Source organism: Pseudoalteromonas sp. L21, from assembly GCF_021728035.1.
GTDB classification, from domain to species: Bacteria; Pseudomonadota; Gammaproteobacteria; order Enterobacterales; family Alteromonadaceae; genus Pseudoalteromonas; species Pseudoalteromonas arabiensis.
In genome coordinates, this window is the sequence record NZ_JAKKCV010000003.1 from 430,910 (window position 1) to 453,311 (window position 22,402).

The 22,402-nt window shown below is 39.0% G+C and carries 16 protein-coding genes; 11 read left to right on the forward strand and 5 right to left on the reverse strand.

What is annotated here, in order from left to right:
- Positions 1-434: 434 nt before the first annotated feature.
- Positions 435-3,137, forward strand: a complete 2,703-nt coding sequence (locus tag L3V41_RS10795) for an ATP-binding protein (protein ID WP_237127703.1) — start codon at positions 435-437, stop codon at positions 3,135-3,137.
- A gap of 115 nt (positions 3,138-3,252) precedes the next feature.
- On the opposite strand, the gene L3V41_RS10800 is transcribed toward L3V41_RS10795, so the two are convergent.
- The 5 genes from L3V41_RS10800 to L3V41_RS10820 form a co-directional block, all read right to left on the reverse strand.
- Positions 3,253-4,335 carry a DUF4785 family protein gene (locus L3V41_RS10800; protein WP_237127704.1) on the reverse strand — a complete coding sequence of 361 codons (1,083 nt, stop codon included), beginning with the start codon at positions 4,333-4,335 and terminating at the stop codon, positions 3,253-3,255.
- 10 nt (positions 4,336-4,345) lie between these two features.
- Positions 4,346-5,212, reverse strand: a complete 867-nt coding sequence (locus tag L3V41_RS10805; protein ID WP_062570395.1) for a hypothetical protein — start codon at positions 5,210-5,212, stop codon at positions 4,346-4,348.
- A gap of 866 nt (positions 5,213-6,078) precedes the next feature.
- Complete coding sequence (locus L3V41_RS10810; protein WP_237127705.1) at positions 6,079-6,909, reverse strand: hypothetical protein; 831 nt, start codon at positions 6,907-6,909, stop codon at positions 6,079-6,081.
- Between the two features lie 112 nt (positions 6,910-7,021).
- The gene (locus L3V41_RS10815; protein WP_237114969.1) at positions 7,022-7,660 is read right to left on the reverse strand and encodes a lysozyme inhibitor LprI family protein; all 639 of its coding nucleotides are present in this window, start codon (positions 7,658-7,660) and stop codon (positions 7,022-7,024) included.
- Positions 7,661-7,689: 29 nt separating this feature from the next.
- Positions 7,690-8,196 carry a hypothetical protein gene (locus L3V41_RS10820; RefSeq protein ID WP_062570391.1) on the reverse strand — a complete coding sequence of 169 codons (507 nt, stop codon included), beginning with the start codon at positions 8,194-8,196 and terminating at the stop codon, positions 7,690-7,692.
- A 516-nt stretch (positions 8,197-8,712) separates the two neighbouring features.
- Here L3V41_RS10820 and L3V41_RS10825 point away from each other — a divergent pair.
- From L3V41_RS10825 to L3V41_RS10870, 10 genes are all read left to right on the forward strand, one after another.
- Positions 8,713-11,685, forward strand: a complete 2,973-nt coding sequence (locus L3V41_RS10825) for a TonB-dependent receptor (RefSeq protein WP_237127706.1) — start codon at positions 8,713-8,715, stop codon at positions 11,683-11,685.
- 212 nt (positions 11,686-11,897) lie between these two features.
- Positions 11,898-13,424 (forward strand): tryptophan halogenase family protein, encoded by a 1,527-nt coding sequence (locus L3V41_RS10830; RefSeq protein WP_237127707.1) that lies wholly within the window; start codon positions 11,898-11,900, stop codon positions 13,422-13,424.
- Between the two features lie 9 nt (positions 13,425-13,433).
- The gene (locus tag L3V41_RS10835; protein WP_237127708.1) at positions 13,434-14,921 is read left to right on the forward strand and encodes a tryptophan halogenase family protein; all 1,488 of its coding nucleotides are present in this window, start codon (positions 13,434-13,436) and stop codon (positions 14,919-14,921) included.
- Between the two features lie 499 nt (positions 14,922-15,420).
- Complete coding sequence (locus tag L3V41_RS10840; RefSeq protein ID WP_237127709.1) at positions 15,421-16,749, forward strand: GH1 family beta-glucosidase; 1,329 nt, start codon at positions 15,421-15,423, stop codon at positions 16,747-16,749.
- Between the two features lie 14 nt (positions 16,750-16,763).
- The gene (locus L3V41_RS10845; protein ID WP_237127710.1) at positions 16,764-18,296 is read left to right on the forward strand and encodes an MFS transporter; all 1,533 of its coding nucleotides are present in this window, start codon (positions 16,764-16,766) and stop codon (positions 18,294-18,296) included.
- A gap of 34 nt (positions 18,297-18,330) precedes the next feature.
- Positions 18,331-19,332, forward strand: a complete 1,002-nt coding sequence (locus tag L3V41_RS10850; RefSeq protein WP_193988485.1) for a LacI family DNA-binding transcriptional regulator — start codon at positions 18,331-18,333, stop codon at positions 19,330-19,332.
- Positions 19,333-19,402: 70 nt separating this feature from the next.
- Positions 19,403-19,765, forward strand: coding sequence for a MerR family transcriptional regulator (locus tag L3V41_RS10855; RefSeq protein WP_237127711.1), 363 nt, complete (start codon positions 19,403-19,405; stop codon positions 19,763-19,765).
- A gap of 127 nt (positions 19,766-19,892) precedes the next feature.
- Positions 19,893-20,585, forward strand: a complete 693-nt coding sequence (locus tag L3V41_RS10860) for a DUF4336 domain-containing protein (RefSeq protein ID WP_193988484.1) — start codon at positions 19,893-19,895, stop codon at positions 20,583-20,585.
- Positions 20,586-20,929: 344 nt separating this feature from the next.
- Complete coding sequence (locus L3V41_RS10865) at positions 20,930-21,703, forward strand: methyltransferase domain-containing protein (protein ID WP_062570382.1); 774 nt, start codon at positions 20,930-20,932, stop codon at positions 21,701-21,703.
- A gap of 41 nt (positions 21,704-21,744) precedes the next feature.
- Positions 21,745-22,401 (forward strand): LysE family transporter, encoded by a 657-nt coding sequence (locus L3V41_RS10870; RefSeq protein ID WP_237127712.1) that lies wholly within the window; start codon positions 21,745-21,747, stop codon positions 22,399-22,401.
- Position 22,402: the final 1 nt, after the last annotated feature.

Genomic DNA, 22,402 nt, shown 5'->3' on the forward strand with positions numbered 1-22,402 from the left:
AGATGTCGATTGAAAAATCTTGCACTATTATGATCGTGCTAATGGGTATTCATCCCCAATGAAAAAGCTCTTGTAGAGCGCTTTAATTGTGGTTATCTAGCGCTAGGCTCAGTAGCCAATTTGTGAAAATGTAAGGTAATCTTGTTCTGTAAATTTTAAACACTGAGAGCTCACCTATTTGAAATTACTCAAAAGGCCTACGTTAAAACGATGCCAATACTAAAAAACAGTATTGGAAATACTTATAGCGAGATGGCCAAAAATGGTTAACCACTACAGTGACTTCTTTCAAGTATCTGCCAAAGCGGATGTAACACTTTTTACAAGCAAAACTTGTATGATCTATGCCGATATCTACTGTTAATCTCACTATTAACGCCAAGTTTTATGTTATAAATTACCAGCAAACTGACTTTTAAAAATGGAATTTAATCTTGAACCTTCAAAACATCCTTTCTTATTACCGAGATTGCTATAAAGAAGATAGCGCGGATCTTAATTTATGGAATCTCAATAAGTTAAAAAAGGAAGATAGTTTCGTTCTCGAAGGAAAAGATGAGCTGGGCTCAGGCTTTTTACCTCGGCTTCCATTGCCTAGCGAATTTGCCGAGCAAATGGTTAAACGTGTTGAAATATATCAACGCGAGCGGGTTCTGCTTTATGTCAGGTTTATTCTCGTTGGTAAATTAGACATAAAAGGTGAAATGAAATCGGTTGTTTCCCCTATTTTATTCAACGAAGCAAGCATAGAAAAAGACGGTGAAGATTATTACTTTTCAACTAATAACCCAGTACCTGAAGTCAATGAACCGTTGATTCAACTACTGATGCCTGAGGAAGACTCAGTTCATCACATTACCAACTCTATAGATATTCAATCACCTCATTATTGGACTTCACGACTCAAAGGCAGCCCTGTTGAGCTTAACCTACTTGAGTTACTTAACTATCCCGAGCTTACAGATGCAAGCGCCATTCAGCGTGCTCTAAAAAGAAAAACAGCCTCGTTATTACCGGTATCTATGCTTACCTTTGTTGAGCGCTCAAGAAGCTCTCGCGGTATACTCCATGAGTTAGAAGAAATTACAGCTTCAAACACATTGCCTGCCCCACTGGCTAGTCTGTTTAGCCATACAAATACAACTGGTAACGCAGCACAACTAAAATTTAATTACTTGCCAGGATTGCTCTCCTCTTCGCAGAAAAAGGTGATTGAAATTGCTGCTAATAGCTCATTAGGGTGTGTATCTGGCCCGCCAGGAACAGGTAAAAGCTACACTATAGCCGCTGTTGCTGCTGAGCACATAGCAAGGGGTCAGTCAGTGCTTGTTGTCGCAAATAATGATGCGGCTTTAGACGTCATTGCCAGTAAACTCGATGAAAACTTCAACTTAAGTGATATCTCTATAAGAGTGGGTCAAAACGCATTTTTATCGAAGCTAAAAGATTATTTAGAATCTTTACTAGCAGGCTATTTTTCAAATGAATTAAATAAAGAGCCCAATGAATGTGAGCAAGAGCTTACACAGCTCAACAGCCAATTAAATACGCTAGAGCTACGCTTCCTAAAGTTTTGTGAAAAAGCGATTATTAGAGGACAACGGTTAAAAAATATTGAAGACAAATCGCCTCAATGGCTAAAGCGCCTTTACTTAACTTTAGTGAAAAGCAAAATTCAACAACTAACAAAGCAGTGGTCAGCCTTAGATAAAATAAACACGCAACATATGCAAAGAGAGTTACTCGCGAGTAACTATTTAAATGCACTGAAACTCAAAAACCTTAAAACACTTGTAGAAACACAGCGCCAGTCTCTGCAAGCCTTTAATAAAGCAATACGTAGCCGCACATCAAAACGACAGTTCGAGTTATTTGATAATATTGAGTACAGTGCGCTTTTGTCTGCATTTCCAGTGTGGTTAGTGAGCTTAAATACCTTACACCGTGTTCTGCCACTAAAAGCAGAAATGTTTGATCTTGTTATTATTGATGAAGCAACTCAATGTAATATTAGTAGTTGTGTTCCTGCCCTTTATCGCGCTAAAAGAGCACTCATCGTAGGCGATACTAAACAATTAAGACACTACTCTTTTTTGGCAAAACATAAAGAAGCACATTTTAAAACACAACATAACTTATCCCATAATAGCCAAGGTGTAGTAAGTTATCGTGATAACTCAATTTTAGATTTAGCACTGAACTCAATTAATAGCCAAGCAGACATTGCATTTCTTGATGAACACTTTAGAAGTAAGCCAGAGCTTATTCACTTTAGTAACCAGCACTTTTATCAAAATAAATTAAAAGTAATGCAACATAAGCCCTGTACCAGCAGTGGCTATTTACATGTAAAACGCATTAACGGCATAAGAAATAAAACAGGGGTAAATCATCGAGAAACCTTGAGTGTTATAGAGTTTATAAAAACACAAATACAGGAAGATGAAAAAACGGGGGTTAACCATAGCATAGGGGTAATTTCACCGTTTAGGCAACAAGCCGACGACATAGCTAAAGAAATAGCCACAACCTTTAGTGAATCGGAGATAACAAAACATAAAATACGTGCCGCTACCCCGTTTGGCTTTCAGGGCGAAGAAAGAGATATAATGTTGATCTCTTTTTCACTCGACAATGAATCTAAACGAGCCGCAGCCTATTTAAATAAAGCGGATGTTTTTAACGTCACAATCACCCGAGCACGCCAACTACAAGTGCTATTTTTATCGGTTGATGCAACCCAACTTCCCAAACAAAACCTATTACAAAAGTACCTTACAAGCATCAGTGAATTTGAAGCTAAACACTCTGTTCAAAACCAACTTGATCAATTTCAGCATGAGGTAATCAATGAACTGAATAAACGAGCTATTGAAACATGGCCAGGTTACACAATTGCTGGCACAGAAGTTGATATTTTATGTCGTTACAATGGCCGCTACTTAGCGGTTGATCTGATTGGTTTTCCTGGCCCTTGGGCCACTTTTTTTGAGCTAAACACCTACAAACGATTCAAACGTGCTGGCATTGAAATGCTACCCATAAGTTACGGACTGTGGGTTGTAGACAAACACGCATGTATTGAAAAAATAGTAACCACAATGACAGAAATACCCGTTTTGGCGAATAACGAATAAATCCATTACCAGCGTATTCATACTCGCTAAATAATTCCCTAAAGCGGCTATCAATAATCCCTAAAAAGTAGGAGGTTGCACTACAACCTCCAACCCATTGCATATTGCTTGACCTTTATTCTCCTGCAAACTTTAACATTCGTGTTTGATCGGTAAGTTCAATATCCACCAACTCAAATGGTGCTTTGGCAGCTTTAGTCACAGAAAACGGCATCATAAAGTTATCTTGACCATTAATCTGCTTTGCGACCTCAACCGTTGCAAGCTTTACACGTTTACCTTTATCGCCCATGCCTGTTAACGTTGCACGAATCGCGTAGCGGCCAGCATCGGTTACTTGCACAGGTACCTGAGCTTGGTATTGATTATTACCAAGAGCTGTCACTTTCGCGTTATCCATAGTGATGGTTTGCGAACTGTGCACAAACGGCATTTTTATAGAGCGTTTAACTATTTGCCCATTTACCACCGCTTTAACACTTGCCTCAAGTTCATAGTAACCATTTACGGCACCTAGGGTTTCAAGTGGGTATTTAAGCACCGCTTCACCATTTTCATAACGCACATCAAGCTGCTCGCCTTCAGGGCTGTATAAACTTAGTTTCACCTGCTTATCTTTAAAGCGCTTTTGACCCATACTTAGCTGTATACCTATACGTTGCTGCTGATCCTTCACTTTAAACTGTGTTTTAGCATGTAAGGCGTTACGTGAGCCTTTTTCAATTACATGTACTAAATAAGTGTCGCTGTCGTTTAGGGCTTGGCTTGTTTTTAACATTGCCTTAGCACCTACCTGACCAAGCCTAAGCCCTACACTACCGTCATTAAATCCAGCATTTTGCATTTTTTGCTGTGACGCAACGGCTTGTATTGATAACGGCTGGGAGTTTGCATCTTTAATTGATAACTTATCGAGCTGTAAATCATCAGGCTTAAACACTTCACCACTATCAAAGCGTGCTTTTGGCGCGATACGAATAAAATTATCTACTTGGTTTACATACAGTGGCACACCGCGCTTAAGCTCTTTGCCCGAAACCTTCTGCCAATATTCAACGCTATCTTTTTCAAGCATGTGTAACTGCACCGCAGATGAAGATTGCACCTGAGGAAATTGATAAACCGTTTGCTCATTAGCATACGTCGCCGTGCTTACAAGCATCATTGCAGCACAAAGTGTGGTTAACTTATTAATCATGGCTTAGCTCCTAAATTCGATTTTTAAGTATGTTTGGTAAGCCAAAACAATTGCGACGACTTTGCTGATGGCTCAAAGGTTCGCTACCTTGAGTTCGTGATTTATCGGTAAACCACACCACCCCAGCTAACGACTGAGAACTGCAATTTAAAAAACCATCTGAGCAGCTGTCTAACCAGTTTTGTGTTACTTCAAGACCCACTTGATTTTGATAGCCGCCACAATAACTGTCGCTGTCCCATACAGCTGATTCAACGTCACTACCTACCACAGTTTCAAATCGAGACGGTAAGCTCGGGCGGTTCGGTGTGCCGTATAGCCACTGTGCGTTATACGACGCCATCCAAGACACCTGTTGTTGCTTAACCGCATCGTTGCCATAACCTAACAGCCAACCCAAGCTTTGCTCAAACGAATTACCTGCAATAACCGCATCAGCCAAAGGCGTACCACCACTTGAAGGAGCCAGGGCAATAGTACGCGTGACTTTGCTAATAATATTTGGATAACGGCTATCCCATGTTGGGTTAGATAAAATCCAACGCACCACATTACCGCCGTTAGAATGAGTGATCAGGGTTAAATCGGTGATGTTTTTATTATTGATAAATGTAGTAAGCTGCCCCGCTAAACAACCAGATGCCGCATCTGCCCACATATACTGCTCAAAATCACAATTAATGACGGTGTAATTACTGCTATTGGGTAAACCTTGACGAACCGTGTCGACAAAGCTACCAGTCCAATAGTCATTATACGCATCGCTTTGCTGGCCTGTACCGTGCACAAATGCGACTCCTTGCGCAGCAAAAGCACTGTGGCTGATACCCGCTGCCAACACTAAAGCTGGCACTAGTGAGAGTGTTTTTATTTTCATGTGTGTTCCTGTTGATTGTAATTTTATCTATCAGGTTGGAGGAGTGACCTCCGACCAAAAACATAGACCAAATAGGTACGAAAGCAAGAAAAATTTACATAAATTTAACTTTATTGTGTTTTTTAAGTACAAATTATTAGGTTTTTCATTGGTAAAAACTGCCAAATGAATATGAGAGACTTGCCTGCTTGGAAGGTTTTAAAGCTAATCATTAGGCGAAAGCCCTCAGAATTAACTTTTATTTATAAATCTTATTAATCCATATCTCTAAATTGACACATAGGATCTTTCATCTTTTAATGTATAAAGGTCACTTAGCATGTATAACACTGGGTGTACTTTTATCTATCGGCAAAACATGAGTCATAAAAGTTTTTAAAGCGCTGGTTATTACAGCAATCTCAATCTCACTTTATACATTATTTATGATTTCATTCACTGACATTTATGCCCAATCTATTAATGGCTTGAAAGTATCAAGCTTTTTTCTTTTGTTTAATTTATTACTAGCGGTGTTATTTTTTAGTAAGCAACTTAAAACAAGTGCGCTTGTTATAAAAAGGCATAAAAGACGACACAAAAAGCAATTACAGTATATTAAGAAACAGTTGCAGAAATAACTATAATATAGGATGAAACCACTACGCACTCTATGGCGTTAAAATGCGTCCTAGACTTCGAATCCATTTTCGCACCTTGTTACTTTTGTTTATTCAAAAAAGCTGTTGCATTACTAGGACAGCTTCTTGGGTATTTGAATTTAATTATATCCAGAGTTATTGACATTTGGGGGTGACAAACAAAACAAGCCTTCCGTTCCTGTATCTAGATCTAATATTAGTCAAACTCTCGAAGTATAAATTTGGCTACTCTATCACTTCGAATGTGTGTAGTTGCTCTTTTCTAAAGTAATGAACACCAAAAAGTAGAGCACCTGCATTTCCGGCGACACTAGGGTCTCCACTATGTCTAAATATGACATAATCATTCCCCTCTTCAATTAACTGACCATCTGATAGATGCATTACAGACGGAGTAATTAAACCACCCAAATTACTGCCATAAATATAGTAGCTACCAAAATCTACACTTTTATTCGTCGAATTAAGCTGCCCCCTTATATCTCGCTCAATTAATTCAGTAAGCTTTTGCATGCCCTCATTTAGCTCGAAACTAAGCGTTTCAACTTCTAATTGAGTTGGGTTTTTAACATCACTGACTGGAATATGAGTTGGAATATGATATAAATATCGACCCACCCAATTATCTGAGTCAACTTCTATTGCTAAAGATATTCTAAATACATCATCGAAGCATTCCTGAACATAACCAACTGGAAAAAGCTTAGTTGCTTGTGGCTGTTCACTATAAAATTCACTACGACTAAAAGCCTCTTTAGCAAATTTTAAAATATCAATACCAACATAATGCTCTTTATAAGACTCACTTTTACTTGAGTTTATGGCCCCTGTAACAGCCTCACCAACAAAAGGAACTGGAACTAGTAACGTTGCAGCGCTGTCAGCAAATATGACTGAAAAATGAGTGCCAGGGATCAACCGTGAACCCGAGGGTAAAGTTGGAAGTTCCTCACTTATTGAGAACTTTTTTATCGTATGTTGAGGAGGTGGCTTACTTTCTTGCATTGCCACGCAACCAGTTAGGAGCGCCATAAATAGAGTCAACAATAAACGCATAAATAGTCCTTGTTCTAAATTAATCTAAACTGATGGTTTAAACACGCACCACGACAACTACATTTCTGAGTCGTAAATCACCCTGTTTTTTCAACTTTAGTGCTTGTTTCAACTAAGATTTATTTTTATAGTTTTGAAGAGCTTCAATCCGTTCTTTATATTTACTTATTGAGCAAGTAAGTTTTGCGCCAATTTCTTTCCAGCACTCATTTCGCTCTTTAATCCACCCAATTTGTTTTTGCTTTAAATCACTGAGCACATTTTCTGAGCCTTTAGTCATTGCTTTGGCCTTTGAAATTGCATTTTGGTAAACAGACGCTAACTCATTATCTAATAAAATAAGTTCAGTATTGCCGCAGATTAATATCTCAATCTCATGGGGGTGAGCCGCATTACAATTAAAAGAAGGGGTTTCTTCTATACGGTTGCCTTCGGATAAATACTTACTAAGTACCCAGCCAGTTTTACCTTGCACACCCACATTACACCATGCATTATTTTTAGACGTCTCTCTTTGTTGCTCTGTCATTTTTTGCCATGCTTGTAATGAAGTGCCCCCTGTGCAGCCTAAATTTTTAATACCATTTGTATCTGGAGGAACAAGTAAAACCAACTTGCTGTTGGCTTGCATTTTTTCAAACATTTGTATTGAGTTTTCACTCGATACGCGAAAAAAATCAGGTCCATCAGCGTTCGCTATTGATACAGACGTATAGAAAGACAAACCTAATAGAAGTAACCGTTTTTTCATCACAATTCCGTTTTAATATTAGCTGTGGGTTAAAAGAGTGGTTTTGCGTTAGGGTCAACTTTTTCACACTCACCAGAAAATTCATTGAGCCCACTTGCAAAAACAATTGTACCTGTTGTCCGATCAATCCGAAGGTTTGGTTTATTTAAAAAATTGATTTTGACCTCACCCGTTACCTCAGTATTCGTGATTTTATATTCACGAATAGGAAACCAATCTGAGGCTTCATCTTTTTGAAAAGGAGGTAGCATACCAACAGGTATTTTTACTTGGCCTTTATCTGAGTGAATTTCAACAAGCATAACCCCTTCAAAAGGTCGTTTTATCATGGCTTGCTCAGTACCAAACTCTTTCGAATGCTCACTTTTATTGCGACTATTCTTAAATGTTGTCTCCGTATCACTCACCGTGCCAGAACCTTTACACTTTAAACTTAAGTTTAATTCTTCAGCCTGTGAAGTAGACGAAAGACAAAGAAGCGATAAACAAAAAAGGAGTGATTCGATTGGTTTGATTGAAAAAAAACGACTATCCATACTAACATCCTAACTGTTAAACAAAGTCAGATAAAATAGTAGCATAGTACGATATTTAAGCTAGCCAGTTTCATAACAGTCAGGGAAAATGATTACACAAACTAATCTACTTTTTTACCAGAAAAACACTCCGTAATAACCCCATAATTTGCCAAATTAAAAGGCCAGTTCTCTCTTTTTGACTATACAGCACAGTCACTTTGTTCACCCAAGATAGCTTGTTTCTTATCTTGATACCGCATAAAAGTAATTAATAAACCATCTTCCCAACAGTGAATTAAACCATGAAAAAACGAAGCAACATCCATTCAATTTTAGCGTAACTTTTATAACAATTTATTGATGTAGCTGTTGACGTAAACTGCAAATCACACTACTCTTTTCTGGAAGCGCTTTCATAAGGGCGGTTTTCAACCTCTTTATGGTAGCGCTTCCAGATATGATATAAAATCTATTTTGACAACAATATCATGCTCTAACAGCATGAATAACAATGATAAAAACGAGGGAAACCTGATGCCAAGCCATAACTTTAAAAGAACAAAGTTAGCTTCCAGCTTATCTTTGCTTTTGGGTGCTAGCACCTGCTTATCTGCTTACGCAGAGCAATCTGAACACAACGACAACATTGAAGTTATTCAAGTAACCGGGTTTAAAGGCAGTATTAAAGAATCAACCCAACTAAAACGCTACTCTTCAGGTGTTGTTGATGCTATTTCATCAGAAGATATAGGTAAATTCCCCGATACAAACCTAGCAGAATCTTTACAACGCATTACAGGTGTATCGATAGACCGCAGTAATGGTGAAGGCTCAAAAGTAACTGTACGTGGGTTTGGTCCAGATTATAATATGGTGACTTTAAATGGCCGTACCATGCCAGCAGCTTCGCTTCCTGCAGGCGGAGGATCGCCAAATTCTCGTGCCTATGATTTTGCTAATCTGGCATCAGAAAGTGTTAAATCTGTCGAAGTTTATAAAACAGGAAAAGCAAATATCGCATCAGGGGGTATTGGCGCCACAATCAATATTAATACAGCTCGCCCTTTAGACAATCCTGGTTTAATTGCTAATATCGGTGTTAAAGCCATGCACGACACAACAAACCGTGTAGGCGATGATATCACACCTGAAATTTCGGGCATTTTTAGTTGGACGGACGAAGACGCTAAATTTGGTGTATCACTTACTGCAAGTGTTCAAGAGCGCGATAGTTCTGCTGCAGGGGCTTTTGTTAACGAATGGAGAACGACCGCTTACGATGGCACAATTCCTCAATCTGCGGATGACATCATTATCGAAAATGCACCTGCAATGGGGCAATATTATTCGATGCCTTCTGATCTTCGTTATACTATCGCAGATCGCGAACGAACTCGAACAAATGCGCAATTAACTCTACAATATAGCCCCGTAGAGTCACTAACAGCAACACTTGATTATACATACTCGCAGCAAGAGTTATTTGAGTCGCGGGCTGAACAGTCAATCTGGATGGATAACTATAAAACCCATTTAATTTTTGATGACAATACCGTTAAAACCCCCATTTACTACAAAGAAGAGCGTAGAGATCTATCAACGCGTGATCTAGGCCTCGCGTTACAAGAACTAAATCAGCTTAATAAAAATGACTCTATCGGTCTTAACCTTGAATACTTTGTAAATGATCGACTTAGATTTGTATTTGATGCACATAGCTCAAAAGCAACGAGTGAACCAGATGCACCTTATGGCAGTTGGGTGAATGCGGGGTTAGGAGCAAATATCGTCGCCTCTCAAGAAGTCGATTTTAGTCGCAAGTTACCCTCAATGGTAATTGGTTTTGATGATTGCAGCCGAGCTAATCTAAACTGTAATGGCGTATTAGACCAAGATGACGTAGGTACTTCTATTCTCGATTCTAACTTTGCGCGCCAAGAGTCAACCGTTGATGAATTCCGATTACTTGGCAAATATGAAATAGAGTCAGGTGTAATTGATTTTGGTATTGAGTCACGCTCTATGGAAAGCCATTCATTACAATCCCTTACACGTAATACAATGGGCAACTGGGGGATTGAAAACCCTGGAGAGTTGCCAGACGGTTACCTTGATCCTACAAACTTCTTAAGTGAATTAGATGGCTACAACACCTCTGGCTCGTTTGCTCAAGGTTTTACAGGTAGCGCATCTGAAATTGGTTATTGGGCAGCAAGCCAGTACGGCTTTAATTTTGCTGCTGATGGTGCATTTGCAACAAACCGCACCATTAAAGAAGAGATTCAAGCTGCATTTGTGCAATATAACTATCAAGGTGAAATTGGCGATATGCCATTTAACCTACTAGTTGGGGCTCGATACGAAACCACAGATATCACCTCAACAGCAAATATTGATTTACCAAATGCAGTAGCTTGGGAAGGTAACAACGATTTTAATGTGCGATATGGCACTGACAAACAAGATTACTCGCTAAGCGCTGACTATGATCACTTTCTGCCTAGCGTAGATTTTGACATAAATGTGGTCGATGATGTAAAACTTCGTGCTTCATATAGCACAACAATCGCACGGCCTACTTATGATAATTTAAGCTCTGCAGCAACAGTTGGGGTACCCACTGGACCTAGTTTAATTCCAGGCACAACCAATGCGCCTGCATCGACGGGTAATCCTGGTTTAGTACCACTCGAATCAGATAATATCGATGTTTCCGCTGAGTGGTATTACAGCGATGTTAGCTATGTTTCTGTCGGTTATTACAATAAAAAAGTTGATAATTTTATTGGCCTAACACCGATGACTCAAAATTACTATGACTTACGAGATGTTTCTGCTGGCCCTCGTGCCCAAGCAGCAAAAGCTGAACTAGAAGCAAGAGGTCTGGCAATCACTGACTCAAACCTATTCCAAATGGTTGCTGCCATGGAAAATGGGGTGGCTTTTGATTCAATGACTTACGAAGAGTTTGAAGCCGCTTACGATATCTTACCTAACAGCGATGACCCTTTGATGGAGTTCACAGCTCAAGTTCCAACCAATAACAAAAATGCAAAAATTGATGGCTATGAGTTTGCTATTCAGCATTTCTTTGGTGACTCAGGCTTTGGTATTCAAGCAAACTACACGATCGTAAATGGCGATGTTGACTTTAATGTTGCCGCAGATCCAACGACAACACAGTTTGCATTAGTTGGTTTAAGTGACACAGCTAACTTCATTGCGATGTATGAGAATGATAAATTTCAAGCGCGTGTAGCGTATAACTGGCGTGATAAATTCTTAAATAATGCTGCTCGCTATGTAAACGAGCCCGCATTTACAGAAGAGTATTATCAAATCGATTTTAATGTGGCTTATAACTACAGTGAACAACTGTCTTTCTTCTTAGAAGGAATTAACATTACTGAGCAAGACAATCGCCAACATGGTCGATATAAAGCACAGTTGTGGAACTTAGACAAAAATGGGGCTCGCTACAATTTAGGCTTGCGTTATAACTTCTAAACGATAGCTGTAAAAATGTTTACAGTTTGATACCTATTTACTTAATGAAGTGAGCTTGTAAGGATTAAACGACGTTGTTATTTAGTTGTTCTAAATTAGACATTTTTAACGCAAATAGTATCACGCTATATTCTCTAAAAGGCTCACGGTTAATGTAAATTGCTACAAAGCCGCTTCTTAATTGAAGCGGCTTTACTATTTAAAGTAAGTATATGAGCAAAAAAATAAATAATATTGTGATCATTGGCGGTGGCGCGGCTGGTTGGCTTACAGCTGGGTTACTAGCCAAAGAACACCCAGATAAAAGTATCATCTTAATTGAGTCTGCTGATATTGGTATTTCGGGTGTTGGTGAAGGCACATGGCCATCAATGCGCAACACACTGCAGCGGATTGGAGTAAAAGAAAGTGACTTTTTACAGCAATGTGACGCCTCTTTTAAGCAAGGTTCAAAGTTCATAAACTGGCGGGGAAAAGAACAGGCAGATAACTATTATCATCCTTTCATGATACCTGAAGGCTACTATAAATATGATGTTCATACTGCATGGCAGCAATTATTCCCTGAACAAAAATACGCCGATGCTATGAATATGCAAAGCTTTATTTGCCAAGCAGCTCTTGCCCCCAAACAACTTAATACACCTGAATATGCAGGTGTTACGAATTACGGTTACCACCTAGATGCCCATAAATTCGCACAATTTCTAGCAAGACATTGTGTAAATACGCTTAACGTAAAACACATCACCGATAATGTTCTTCACGCCAATAATAATGCTCAAGGCTACATTGAAAGTGTCACTACACAGAATAATGGTGAGATTTACGGTGATTTGTTTATTGATTGTTCTGGTAGCCAGGGGCTGTTAATCGCCAAGCACTACCGGATCCCGTTTTTAGATCAAAGTCACATTCTTTTTAATAATACTGCTGTGGCCGCACACTTGCCCTACGAAAGCCCATCTCAGAATATTGCATCAGCGACTTTATCCACCGCACAATCCGCTGGCTGGATTTGGGATATAGGATTACCAACTAGACGCGGTATTGGCTATACATTTAGTGATAAATATTGTGACGTTACAACGGCTATTGAAACACTAAAAAGCTATGCTGCACAATCTGTTGGCATTCAACAAGCTAGCAAGATTGAAACACGAACACTACGTTTTACGCCTGGTTACAGAGAAGTATTTTGGCATAAAAACTGTGTTGCGATCGGAATGTCGCAAGGGTTTATAGAGCCACTAGAGGCTTCAGCGTTAGCCATGGTTGAATTAAGCATCAGTATGCTAAGTGAGCAAATGCCAGTAAACCAAGTGCACATGCAGCTGTTGAGTGATCGGTTTAATAAACGCTTTAGGTACCGCTGGGAGCAAGTCATCAATTTTCTAAAACTGCATTATGTATTGAGTAGTCGTGATGATAATAGCTATTGGTGCGATAACCACCACCCTAAAAGTATCCCAATTGAATTACAGAACTTACTAACATTGTGGCAATATCAGGCTCCCAGTCGATTCGATTTTATAGAAAATGAAGAGATTTTTTCTTCTCCAAGTTATCAATACGTGCTGTATGGCATGGGCTTCAAAACCAAACAAACAACAAAACTTGATAACCATACATACCAGATGGCACAACAACTCTACCAACTCAATCGCAAGAAGATTGCGCAATACTTACAAAAACTACCCACTAATCGACTGTTATTAAAGCAATTACAAAAGGAATAAGGTGGCAACATGAAACAACAACAAATTAAACAGGTGGTCATAGCTGGCGGTGGTACCGCAGGCTGGATGGCCGCAGCCGCGTTAGCTAAATTACTAAATAAAGATATTGAAATCTGCTTAATTGAATCAGACGATATCGGCACTGTCGGTGTTGGCGAAGCAACCATTCCACCTATTCGTACCTTTCATAAATTGCTAGGTATCGATGAGCAAGAATTTATGAGGGCAACACAAGCAACATTCAAACTGGGAATTCGCTTTGAGAATTGGCTTCAGCCAAACAGTGATTACATTCACTCTTTCGGTATGACAGGTAAAGAATGCTGGGCTGGTGAGTTCCACCATTTTTGGTTGCATTGGCAAAAAATGGGCAATACCGATGATTTCGCAGATTACTGCTATGAACTACAGGCAGCTAAGCAAGGTAAATTTGGGTTTAGCCCTCAAAACCCAATTAATTACGCATTTCATATGGATGCCAGCCGTTATGCTGCATTTTTACGAGCATTTTCAGAAAACCTCGGTGTAAAACGTATAGAGGGTAAAATTGAACGGGTAAATAAACATGTTGATAATGGCTTTATTAAAAGCTTATCGCTGGATAATAACACTGAAATAGCGGGTGATTTTTTTATTGATTGCACTGGTTTCAAAGGCATACTTATCGAGCAAGCCTTACATACAGGGTTTGAAGATTGGTCTCATTTATTACCTTGCGACAGTGCCGTTGCGGTACAAACAAAAGGAACACCAGACCCTCTCCCTTACACCCGCTCTATTGCGCATCAATCAGGATGGCAGTGGCAGATTCCTTTGCAAAACAGAGTTGGCAATGGCTTAGTTTATTGCAGCCGCTATTTAAATGACCATAATGCAACTGAGTTACTATTGAGTAACCTTGTTAGTGACACCCTAACCGAACCAAAAATTATTAAATTTAAAACTGGTCGACGACGTAAAGGCTGGAATAAAAATTGTCTTGCTCTAGGTCTTGCCAGTGGCTTTTTAGAACCTCTTGAATCAACGAGTATCCACTTAATTATGACTGGTATCATTCGTTTTATGCGACTGTTCCCTTTTACAGGTGTAACGCCACAAGCGATCGATGAATACAATAAGCAATTACAGTCAGAGCTCGAAAGTATTCGTGACTTTATTGTTTTGCATTATAAGGTTACGGATAGACAAGACAGTGAATTTTGGCGCCATTGCCAAGCTATGGAAATACCTGAATCCCTTGCTCATAAAATCGCATTATTTAAAGAAACAGGGCGGGTTTTCTTAGATGACGGCGATATTTTTCGTGTCGACTCTTGGGTTCAAGTCATGCTTGGGCAAGGTGTTAAACCAGCGCAATATCATCATGTCGCTTCTTTAATGAATAACCAAGAGTTAAGTCGCTTTATGCAAGGCATTAAACAACAAATTGCCCATAGGTTAGCGCAATTACCAACTCATAAAGAGTTTATTAACGAGTACTGTCGAATAGATGATTAAGCCCACAGTAAAGCCGATAATATTATTGTTAAAATATTGATAATAAAATTTACTGTAAAGCCACTTCTAAGCGCTCGCTTTACAGTAATAATACACTAAATTACATCTTTCTTAATGAGAGTTTTTAGTGTTAAGTATGAGTGGTAACTAAAACTACTTAGCGTACGATTGCTAAAAAATAAAACCATGACTCAACATAGAAAATAACTGAATCATTCACCTATTCACTCTTGATTTATTACTAATAACCCTAAAAACAACCTGCATCTAACTCATTAATTATTAAATAATAAAATGAATTAATTACGTTGTTTTAAGACTAAATTAAATAAACGGTTGACCGTTCGGACAATAGCCTCTAACCTAAATATGGAAGCGCTACCATAAACAACCCAATAACTTCGACTCAAGTGAAACACAAAAAAATGGAAGCGCTACCATAACAATTTAAATTTAGTCGCAAGATTTACTTGCATTTGTTTACCAAAGGTTTCTTTACATGACTCAGCTCACGTTACCAAAAAACTCAACAATGCTTAGCAAAGATTTTATCTATGGCGTTGCAACAGCCTCATTTCAAATAGAAGGAGCAGCCGATCAGCGTCTCCCTTGTATTTGGGATACTTTCTGCGCGACGCCTGGAAAAATAGCTGATAACTCAAACGGCGATTCCGCCTGTGAGCATGTAAAAAATTGGCAAGACGATGTTGAACTAATCGACTCTTTAGGTGTAGATGCCTATCGCCTATCAATTTCTTGGCCAAGAGTCATAAAGTTAGACGGTACTTTAAATCAAGAAGGTATTCACTTTTACATTACTATTTTAGACGAACTAATGCGTCGAAATATTAAAGCATTTGTTACCTTATATCATTGGGATTTACCACAGCATTTAGAGGATAAAGGAGGCTGGTTAAATCGCGAAACAGCGTATGAGTTTGCTCGCTATGTAGATCTAGTAAGTAAAGCACTATCAGGAAAAGTATATTCATATGCAACGTTGAATGAACCTTTCTGCAGCTCGTATTTGGGCTATGAAATAGGCGTTCACGCACCGGGTATCAAAGGCCGTGAATTTGGCAGAAAAGCCGCTCATCATTTATTACTTGCCCATGGTTTAGCGATGAAAGTGCTAACTAAAAATAGCCCTGAGTCATTAAACGGTATCGTGCTCAACTTTACTCCTTGTTATTCTGTATCATCGAGCGAAGCAGACACTGCAGCAACAGCTTTTGCAGATGACTATATAAACCAATGGTATATGAAACCTGTGATGCAAGGAGCATATCCTGACATCATAGAACAGTTGCCACCCGCTCACAGACCTGACATTCTAGCTGGCGATATGGATATTATTTGCCAACCATTAGATTTCTTAGGCGTAAATTTCTATACCAGGCTGCGCTATGAAGCAAGTGATACAGATTATTACCATGAACTGCCTCACCAAGCGCCAATGACAGATATTGGGTGGGAAATTTATCCATCTGCATTAACAGAATTATTAGTTTCTTTGCATCAAAAATATGATTTGCCGCCAATTTATATTACAGAGAATGGCGCTGCTATGGCCGACAAAATGGTGGATGGTGAGGTGAACGATCAAGATCGTATCGCCTATTATAATGCCCATTTAAATGCAGTGAATGATGCCATATTACAAGGTGTTAATGTAGCTGGCTACTTCGCATGGAGCTTAATGGATAATTTTGAGTGGGCTGAAGGTTATTCAAAACGCTTTGGTATTGTTCATGTTGATTACAACACACAAATACGAACAGTAAAGCTAAGTGGTAAAGCATATAGCCAGTTAATTACTCGCCGATAAAAAAGACAACAACAATGATAAAACACACTCTTCCCATCTACGAAAAAATTGGCTACGCGATGGGCGATGCCGGTGCTAATTTAGTTTGGCGTGGAGCTCTAGCTTACTTAGCCGTATTTTATACTGATACTTTTGGTATTTCTGCCGCCGCTGCCGCTTTACTTTTTTTAGTCGTACGCCTATCAGATGGGGTCACTGATATAATAATGGGCATGATTGCAGATCGGACGCAAACACGGTTAGGTAAGTTTCGCCCATGGATATTATGGTCAACGCCATTTTTGGCACTCTTCATGGTGCTGTGCTTTACGACACCTGATATTAGCCCAACGGCAAAACTAATTTATGCCTACTTCACCTATATTGGTCTCACTTTAGCGTATACCGTAAGTAATGTGCCCTACTCTGCATTAATGGGGGTTATGACAGGTGATGATCTAGAACGAACTAAGTTATCAGGTTTCCGTTTTGCTGGGGCGTTTGCAGGTGGTTTATTAGTAATGGGCTTTTTACCAGACCTAGTCGCTTACTTTGGACAAGGGGATAGTGCGGAAGGTTACCAATACACCATGTATGTATTTGCCGCCTTACTCACCGTACTCATGTTAGTCACGTTTGCAAGTACCAAGGAGCGTGTTCAACCTGCTACAAATAAGCAAATCTCACTAAAAACAGAGTTAGCGGATTTAAGTTCAAGCTTACCTTTTATCATCCTTCCCTTATTAGCAATCACATTATTTTTCTATTATCGCGAGCTCTACTCAGGCTTATTTTTTGCGGCGACAATGATATTTATGACAGTCCTGATCCGTCGCTTACTGGCAAGTGATCACAGTAAACTGAGTGGCTCACAACGAGATATGGTTGATTTACTTACAAATAAACCATGGCTGATATTGTTAGGTATGGGCTTTTTAACAATGATGTTTAATGGCATTAAATATGGTGTCATTGCCTACTACTTTAAATACTATGTTGGTAACGAGCTTTTGACAGGCCAGTACTTTATTGCTTTATTAGTTGTCTCAATTTTCGGTGCGCTTAGTACAGGGAAGTTAGCGGAAATACTCGGCAAACGCACGTTGTTTATTGCTTCCTTATTATTAAGTGCCCTCTTTACCATTTGTTTCTTTTGGCTGCCTAATGATAACCTCGGCCTGATTTTTGTAATGGGCTGTCTTTCCGAATTCTTCGCCGCCATGATGCCTACCCTATTTTTTACTATGTTAGGAGATAGTGCTGACTATTCTGAATGGAAAAATAAGCGCCGTGCCACTGGCCTTATATATTCAGCAGGGACTTTTGTGCAAAAAACAGGTGGAGGCTTTGCAGGAGCCTTAGTGCTCGTTGTGCTTGCAAGCTATGGCTATGATGGAATGGACGAAACGACCGTTGCACACTCACTCGATGGCATGATTCTACTAATGAGCTGGCTACCAGCCGCTTTTGCTCTTATCGCCGCGGCACTGATGGCCTTTTATCCATTAACATCTGACATGACGGAAAAAATTACAGAAGACTTGGCAATTAGACGCGCAAGTCTGTAAATTAAAAAGCTAAGGTTTATATTTAATAATAATTATGGCAACTATTTATCAAGTATCAGAGCTCGCAGGCGTTTCTTTATCGACCGTTTCTCGCGTTTTGAATGAGAATGACTACGTCAGTAAAAAAACGAAACAAAAAGTACTCGATGCAATGGAGCAGCTTGGTTATACACCAAACTCGATAGCTCGCTCCCTTGCTTCAAATTGCACTAATAGTGTGGGTATTTTAGTCTCTGAATTAGATGGCGCGTTTTTTGGTGAGATGATGTCTGCTATTGAAGCGCAATTAAGGGCCGCTGGGAAACATGTCATTATTACTCCCGGACACAGTGAAGAAGACAAAGAAAAAAATGGCTTAGAATTTTTAATTTCACGTAATTGTGATGCAATCATTGCCCATGTTGAAGCTGTTAGTGATGAGTATCTAGTAAAGTTAAACAAAGGTAAAACCCCTATTTATTTGATCAGCCGCTATGTAGATAAAATGAAAGAAAACTGCATTAGCCTTGATAACGTGATGGGAGGCTACTTAGCAACCAAACACTTACTTAATCAAGGCCATACAGACATAACATACATTGCGGGTCCGTTATTTAAACCCGATGCATTCGATCGATTAGAAGGTCACAAAAAAGCCTTAAAAGAACATGGTATTGCTTTTGATGAGCAAACACTATTTGTCGGTGACTTTAAAGAAACCGGCGGGTATAACGGCTTAGAGTATTTCTTTAGCAACAATATAAAATTTACCGCTGTTGTTTGTGCAAATGATGAAATGGCTTCCGGTGTAATGAAATGTGCAAGAGAGCATAAACTTGACCTTCCAAAAGACTTAGCAATTGTCGGCTTTGACAATGTTCATTTTACAAATTACTTGTACCCAACTTTGACGACGATTGATAACCCAGTTGAAAAAATGGGCATTATGGCTGCCAACCTTGTGTTAAAACAGGTGTATAAACAAAATCGCTCTAATATAGAGCATATTTTTACACCTGATCTACTGGTACGCGATTCGACAACGCATTTAGTCTAAGCTTAACAAAGGCGACACTAACCGCTTATTTTATATAACGAATAATATCGATTTACTAATGGAGTAACAGGTGTTTATCGGTGAAGTAGCAAAAAAAACCAATTTATCTGTTAAAGCTATTCGGTTTTACGAAGAGAAAGAGCTCATTACCCCACCAAAACGTCAAGGAAAGTACCGTGTTTACACCGATGAGCACATAGAAGTATTGAGGTTAATCAAAGAAGCGAAACTGTTGGGTGTTACATTAGCTGAACTGAAAGGGTTCATAAAATATGAAAACGGAGAAGCTAACTGGGCTGAGATAAGTGAGTTTCTATTGCACTTAAAAGGCCGTTTGCAAGATCAGATTGAGCAAACAAAACAGAAAATCACCAAAATCGATTCATGTGTTGCGATTATTAACGCTAACTCGTTAGTTGACTCTCCCCCTTAGTGGAAGGTTTATAATCGTTGAAGATTATTAAAATAGTCAAACGTCATAGCACGTACATTGTGTTTAATTATAATAATTTCAAAAAATTAAGCCTTTCTGATAACTTTGATTCTTATTCGGAAATAATATGGAAAAGTTGGCAAACGAGATTTGGGTTGTTGATGGTAAAACAGTAAATTTTTTCTTTTTACCTTTTACAACGAGGATGACAGTCATTAAACTCGCTAATGGCGACCTATGGGTACACAGCCCTATCTATCTGAGCGACGCTCTAAAGAACCAAATAGACCGCTTAGGTCCAGTTAAACACCTCATCGCACCTAATCACTTACATCACTTATTTTTACCTCAATGGATTACAGCATATCCAGATGCTAAAACCTATGGCACAGATGAAGTCATCAAAAAGCGTAGCGATATCTCATTTGATGCGTCCCTCAATGACGATTTAGCGTGGCAGTGGCATGCCGATATTTCTCAAGAGTTATTTACAGGCTCGCCCTTGATGGAAGAATGCCTGTTTTTTCATAAACGTTCAAAAACATTGATCGTGACGGATTTGGTCGAGAACTTTTCTGGTGATGACTTTAACAGTTGGCAGAAATGGCTAGCAAAAGGTGCTGGGATCTTAGCTCCCGTAGGACAAACACCGATAGATTGGCGTTTAAGTTTCATGTTTAAAAAGTCCCAAGCCAGACAGCACTTCAGAAAAATACTGGCTTGGGAGCCTGAGATGTTAGTTATGGCTCATGGTGAATTGATTAAACACCAAGCCGTTGAGTTTTTACGTAAGTCTTTTCGCTGGCTCGCTAACAGCTAAACTAAAACTAACCAGTTTTGTTTGTGGGTCACAGACCTAATAAAGTATAAAAATTATACCAAACTGTTCTTCAGGTAATGATTGACTCTCCCGTTAAGGGCAGGCTTTAGACTTGCAATTACGTGCTAAAACAAAGCTCTTCATTTTTAAACTGCCATGACGAAACTACAAACCATACTTTCTAATGGGGTGATTTCGATGCACCAGAAGGGCGTTAGTCAGCTTAGTTCTCAGTATGACTAAAGGCTTATGGTTGCTTAAAATATAATATATTATTATTTCTATTAGGCATTGCTGCGGCTCTAAGGATATGCCAAATAGAAAATTGATTGGATAGCGAGCAAATGGATTATATTAAAGTAAATAGAGATACGTGGAATAAAAGAACTGCCCTTCATACCCAATCTACTTTTTACAACCTACCCATGTTTAAAAGTGGAACAAACTCTCTTAACCCGATTGAACTGGCCCTACTCGCTGATGTGAAAAATAAATCACTCCTACATTTACAATGCCATTTTGGTCAAGACACACTCTCTTGGGCGCGACTTGGCGCACGTGTAACCGGCGTTGATTTATCGCCTACAGCAATTGAGTACGCAAATAAGCTCAAACAAAGCTTAAATATAGAAGCAACATTCATAGCAAGTGATGTATATAGTTTTAGCACTATCAACACACATCTGTTTGATATTGTTTATACCTCTTATGGTGTCCTAAACTGGTTACCCAATTTAAGTAAGTGGGCTAACGTAATCGCTAACTCTTTACAAAAAGGTGGAGAGTTTTACCTAATAGAATTTCATTCTTTCAATGAATTATTAAATGGTTATTCTTATTTTCATGACACTGCCCCAACGATTGAAGAAGAAGGCACCTATACCGAGAATTGTGACGGCACTCTGTCGAAAACAGTGACATGGAGCCACTCAATTAGTGACATTATAAACGCGCTCATTCAGGCAGGTTTAACGATAGAGTCATTCAACGAGTACCCATTTAGCCCATATGACTGTTTTGAAGGCTTAGAGTACGTGTCTGATAAGGGGTATCAATTACTTCATAGAGGGCATCAAGTCCCTCTTATTTTTTCAATTAAAGCGAGGAAGCACCTTTAAAATGAGCCATTCTTCGCGTTTCACCATTCTCAGGGGAATTTATGGATATTAGCTTAATCAGTATATTTGTCTCAGTTGCAGCTGCACATTTTCTTGCATTACTTAGTCCTGGGCCTGATTTTGTCTTGGTTGTAAAAAGTGCATTAAAAGGCAATCAAAAGAACGCCATAGGCGTAGCACTTGGTATAGCAACAGCTAACGCAGTGTATATTGCCCTGTGCCTTATTGGCGTTGGTGCCATATTATCTGCATCTATTGGCTTGATGATGACACTCAAAGTTATTGGTGGCTTATTTTTGATGTATATAGCCTATCACGCATTAAAAGCACCTAAAAATGCCTATGCTAATTTCTCCACAAACACGAAGACATCAACTGAGTTTTCGTTGTCATGCTTTTGCAAGGAATTTGTGACTGGGTTTCTTTCAGGCATATTAAACCCTAAAAACTTATTATTTTATTTGAGCCTATTCACTGTTGCACTGACACCTGAGGTCAGTATTAGCTTTAAAGTGCTTTTAGGCGTGTGGATGACCTTAGTGGTCTTCTTATGGGATATGGCAATTATTTATATGCTGTCAAAAAATACTATCAGACAAAAGTTCATTAGAGCGGCATTTTATATTGATAAAGTAACGGGTGTCTTACTCGGTGCCATAGGGTTTAACATTTTAAAATCAGTTTGGTCTAAACAGTAAT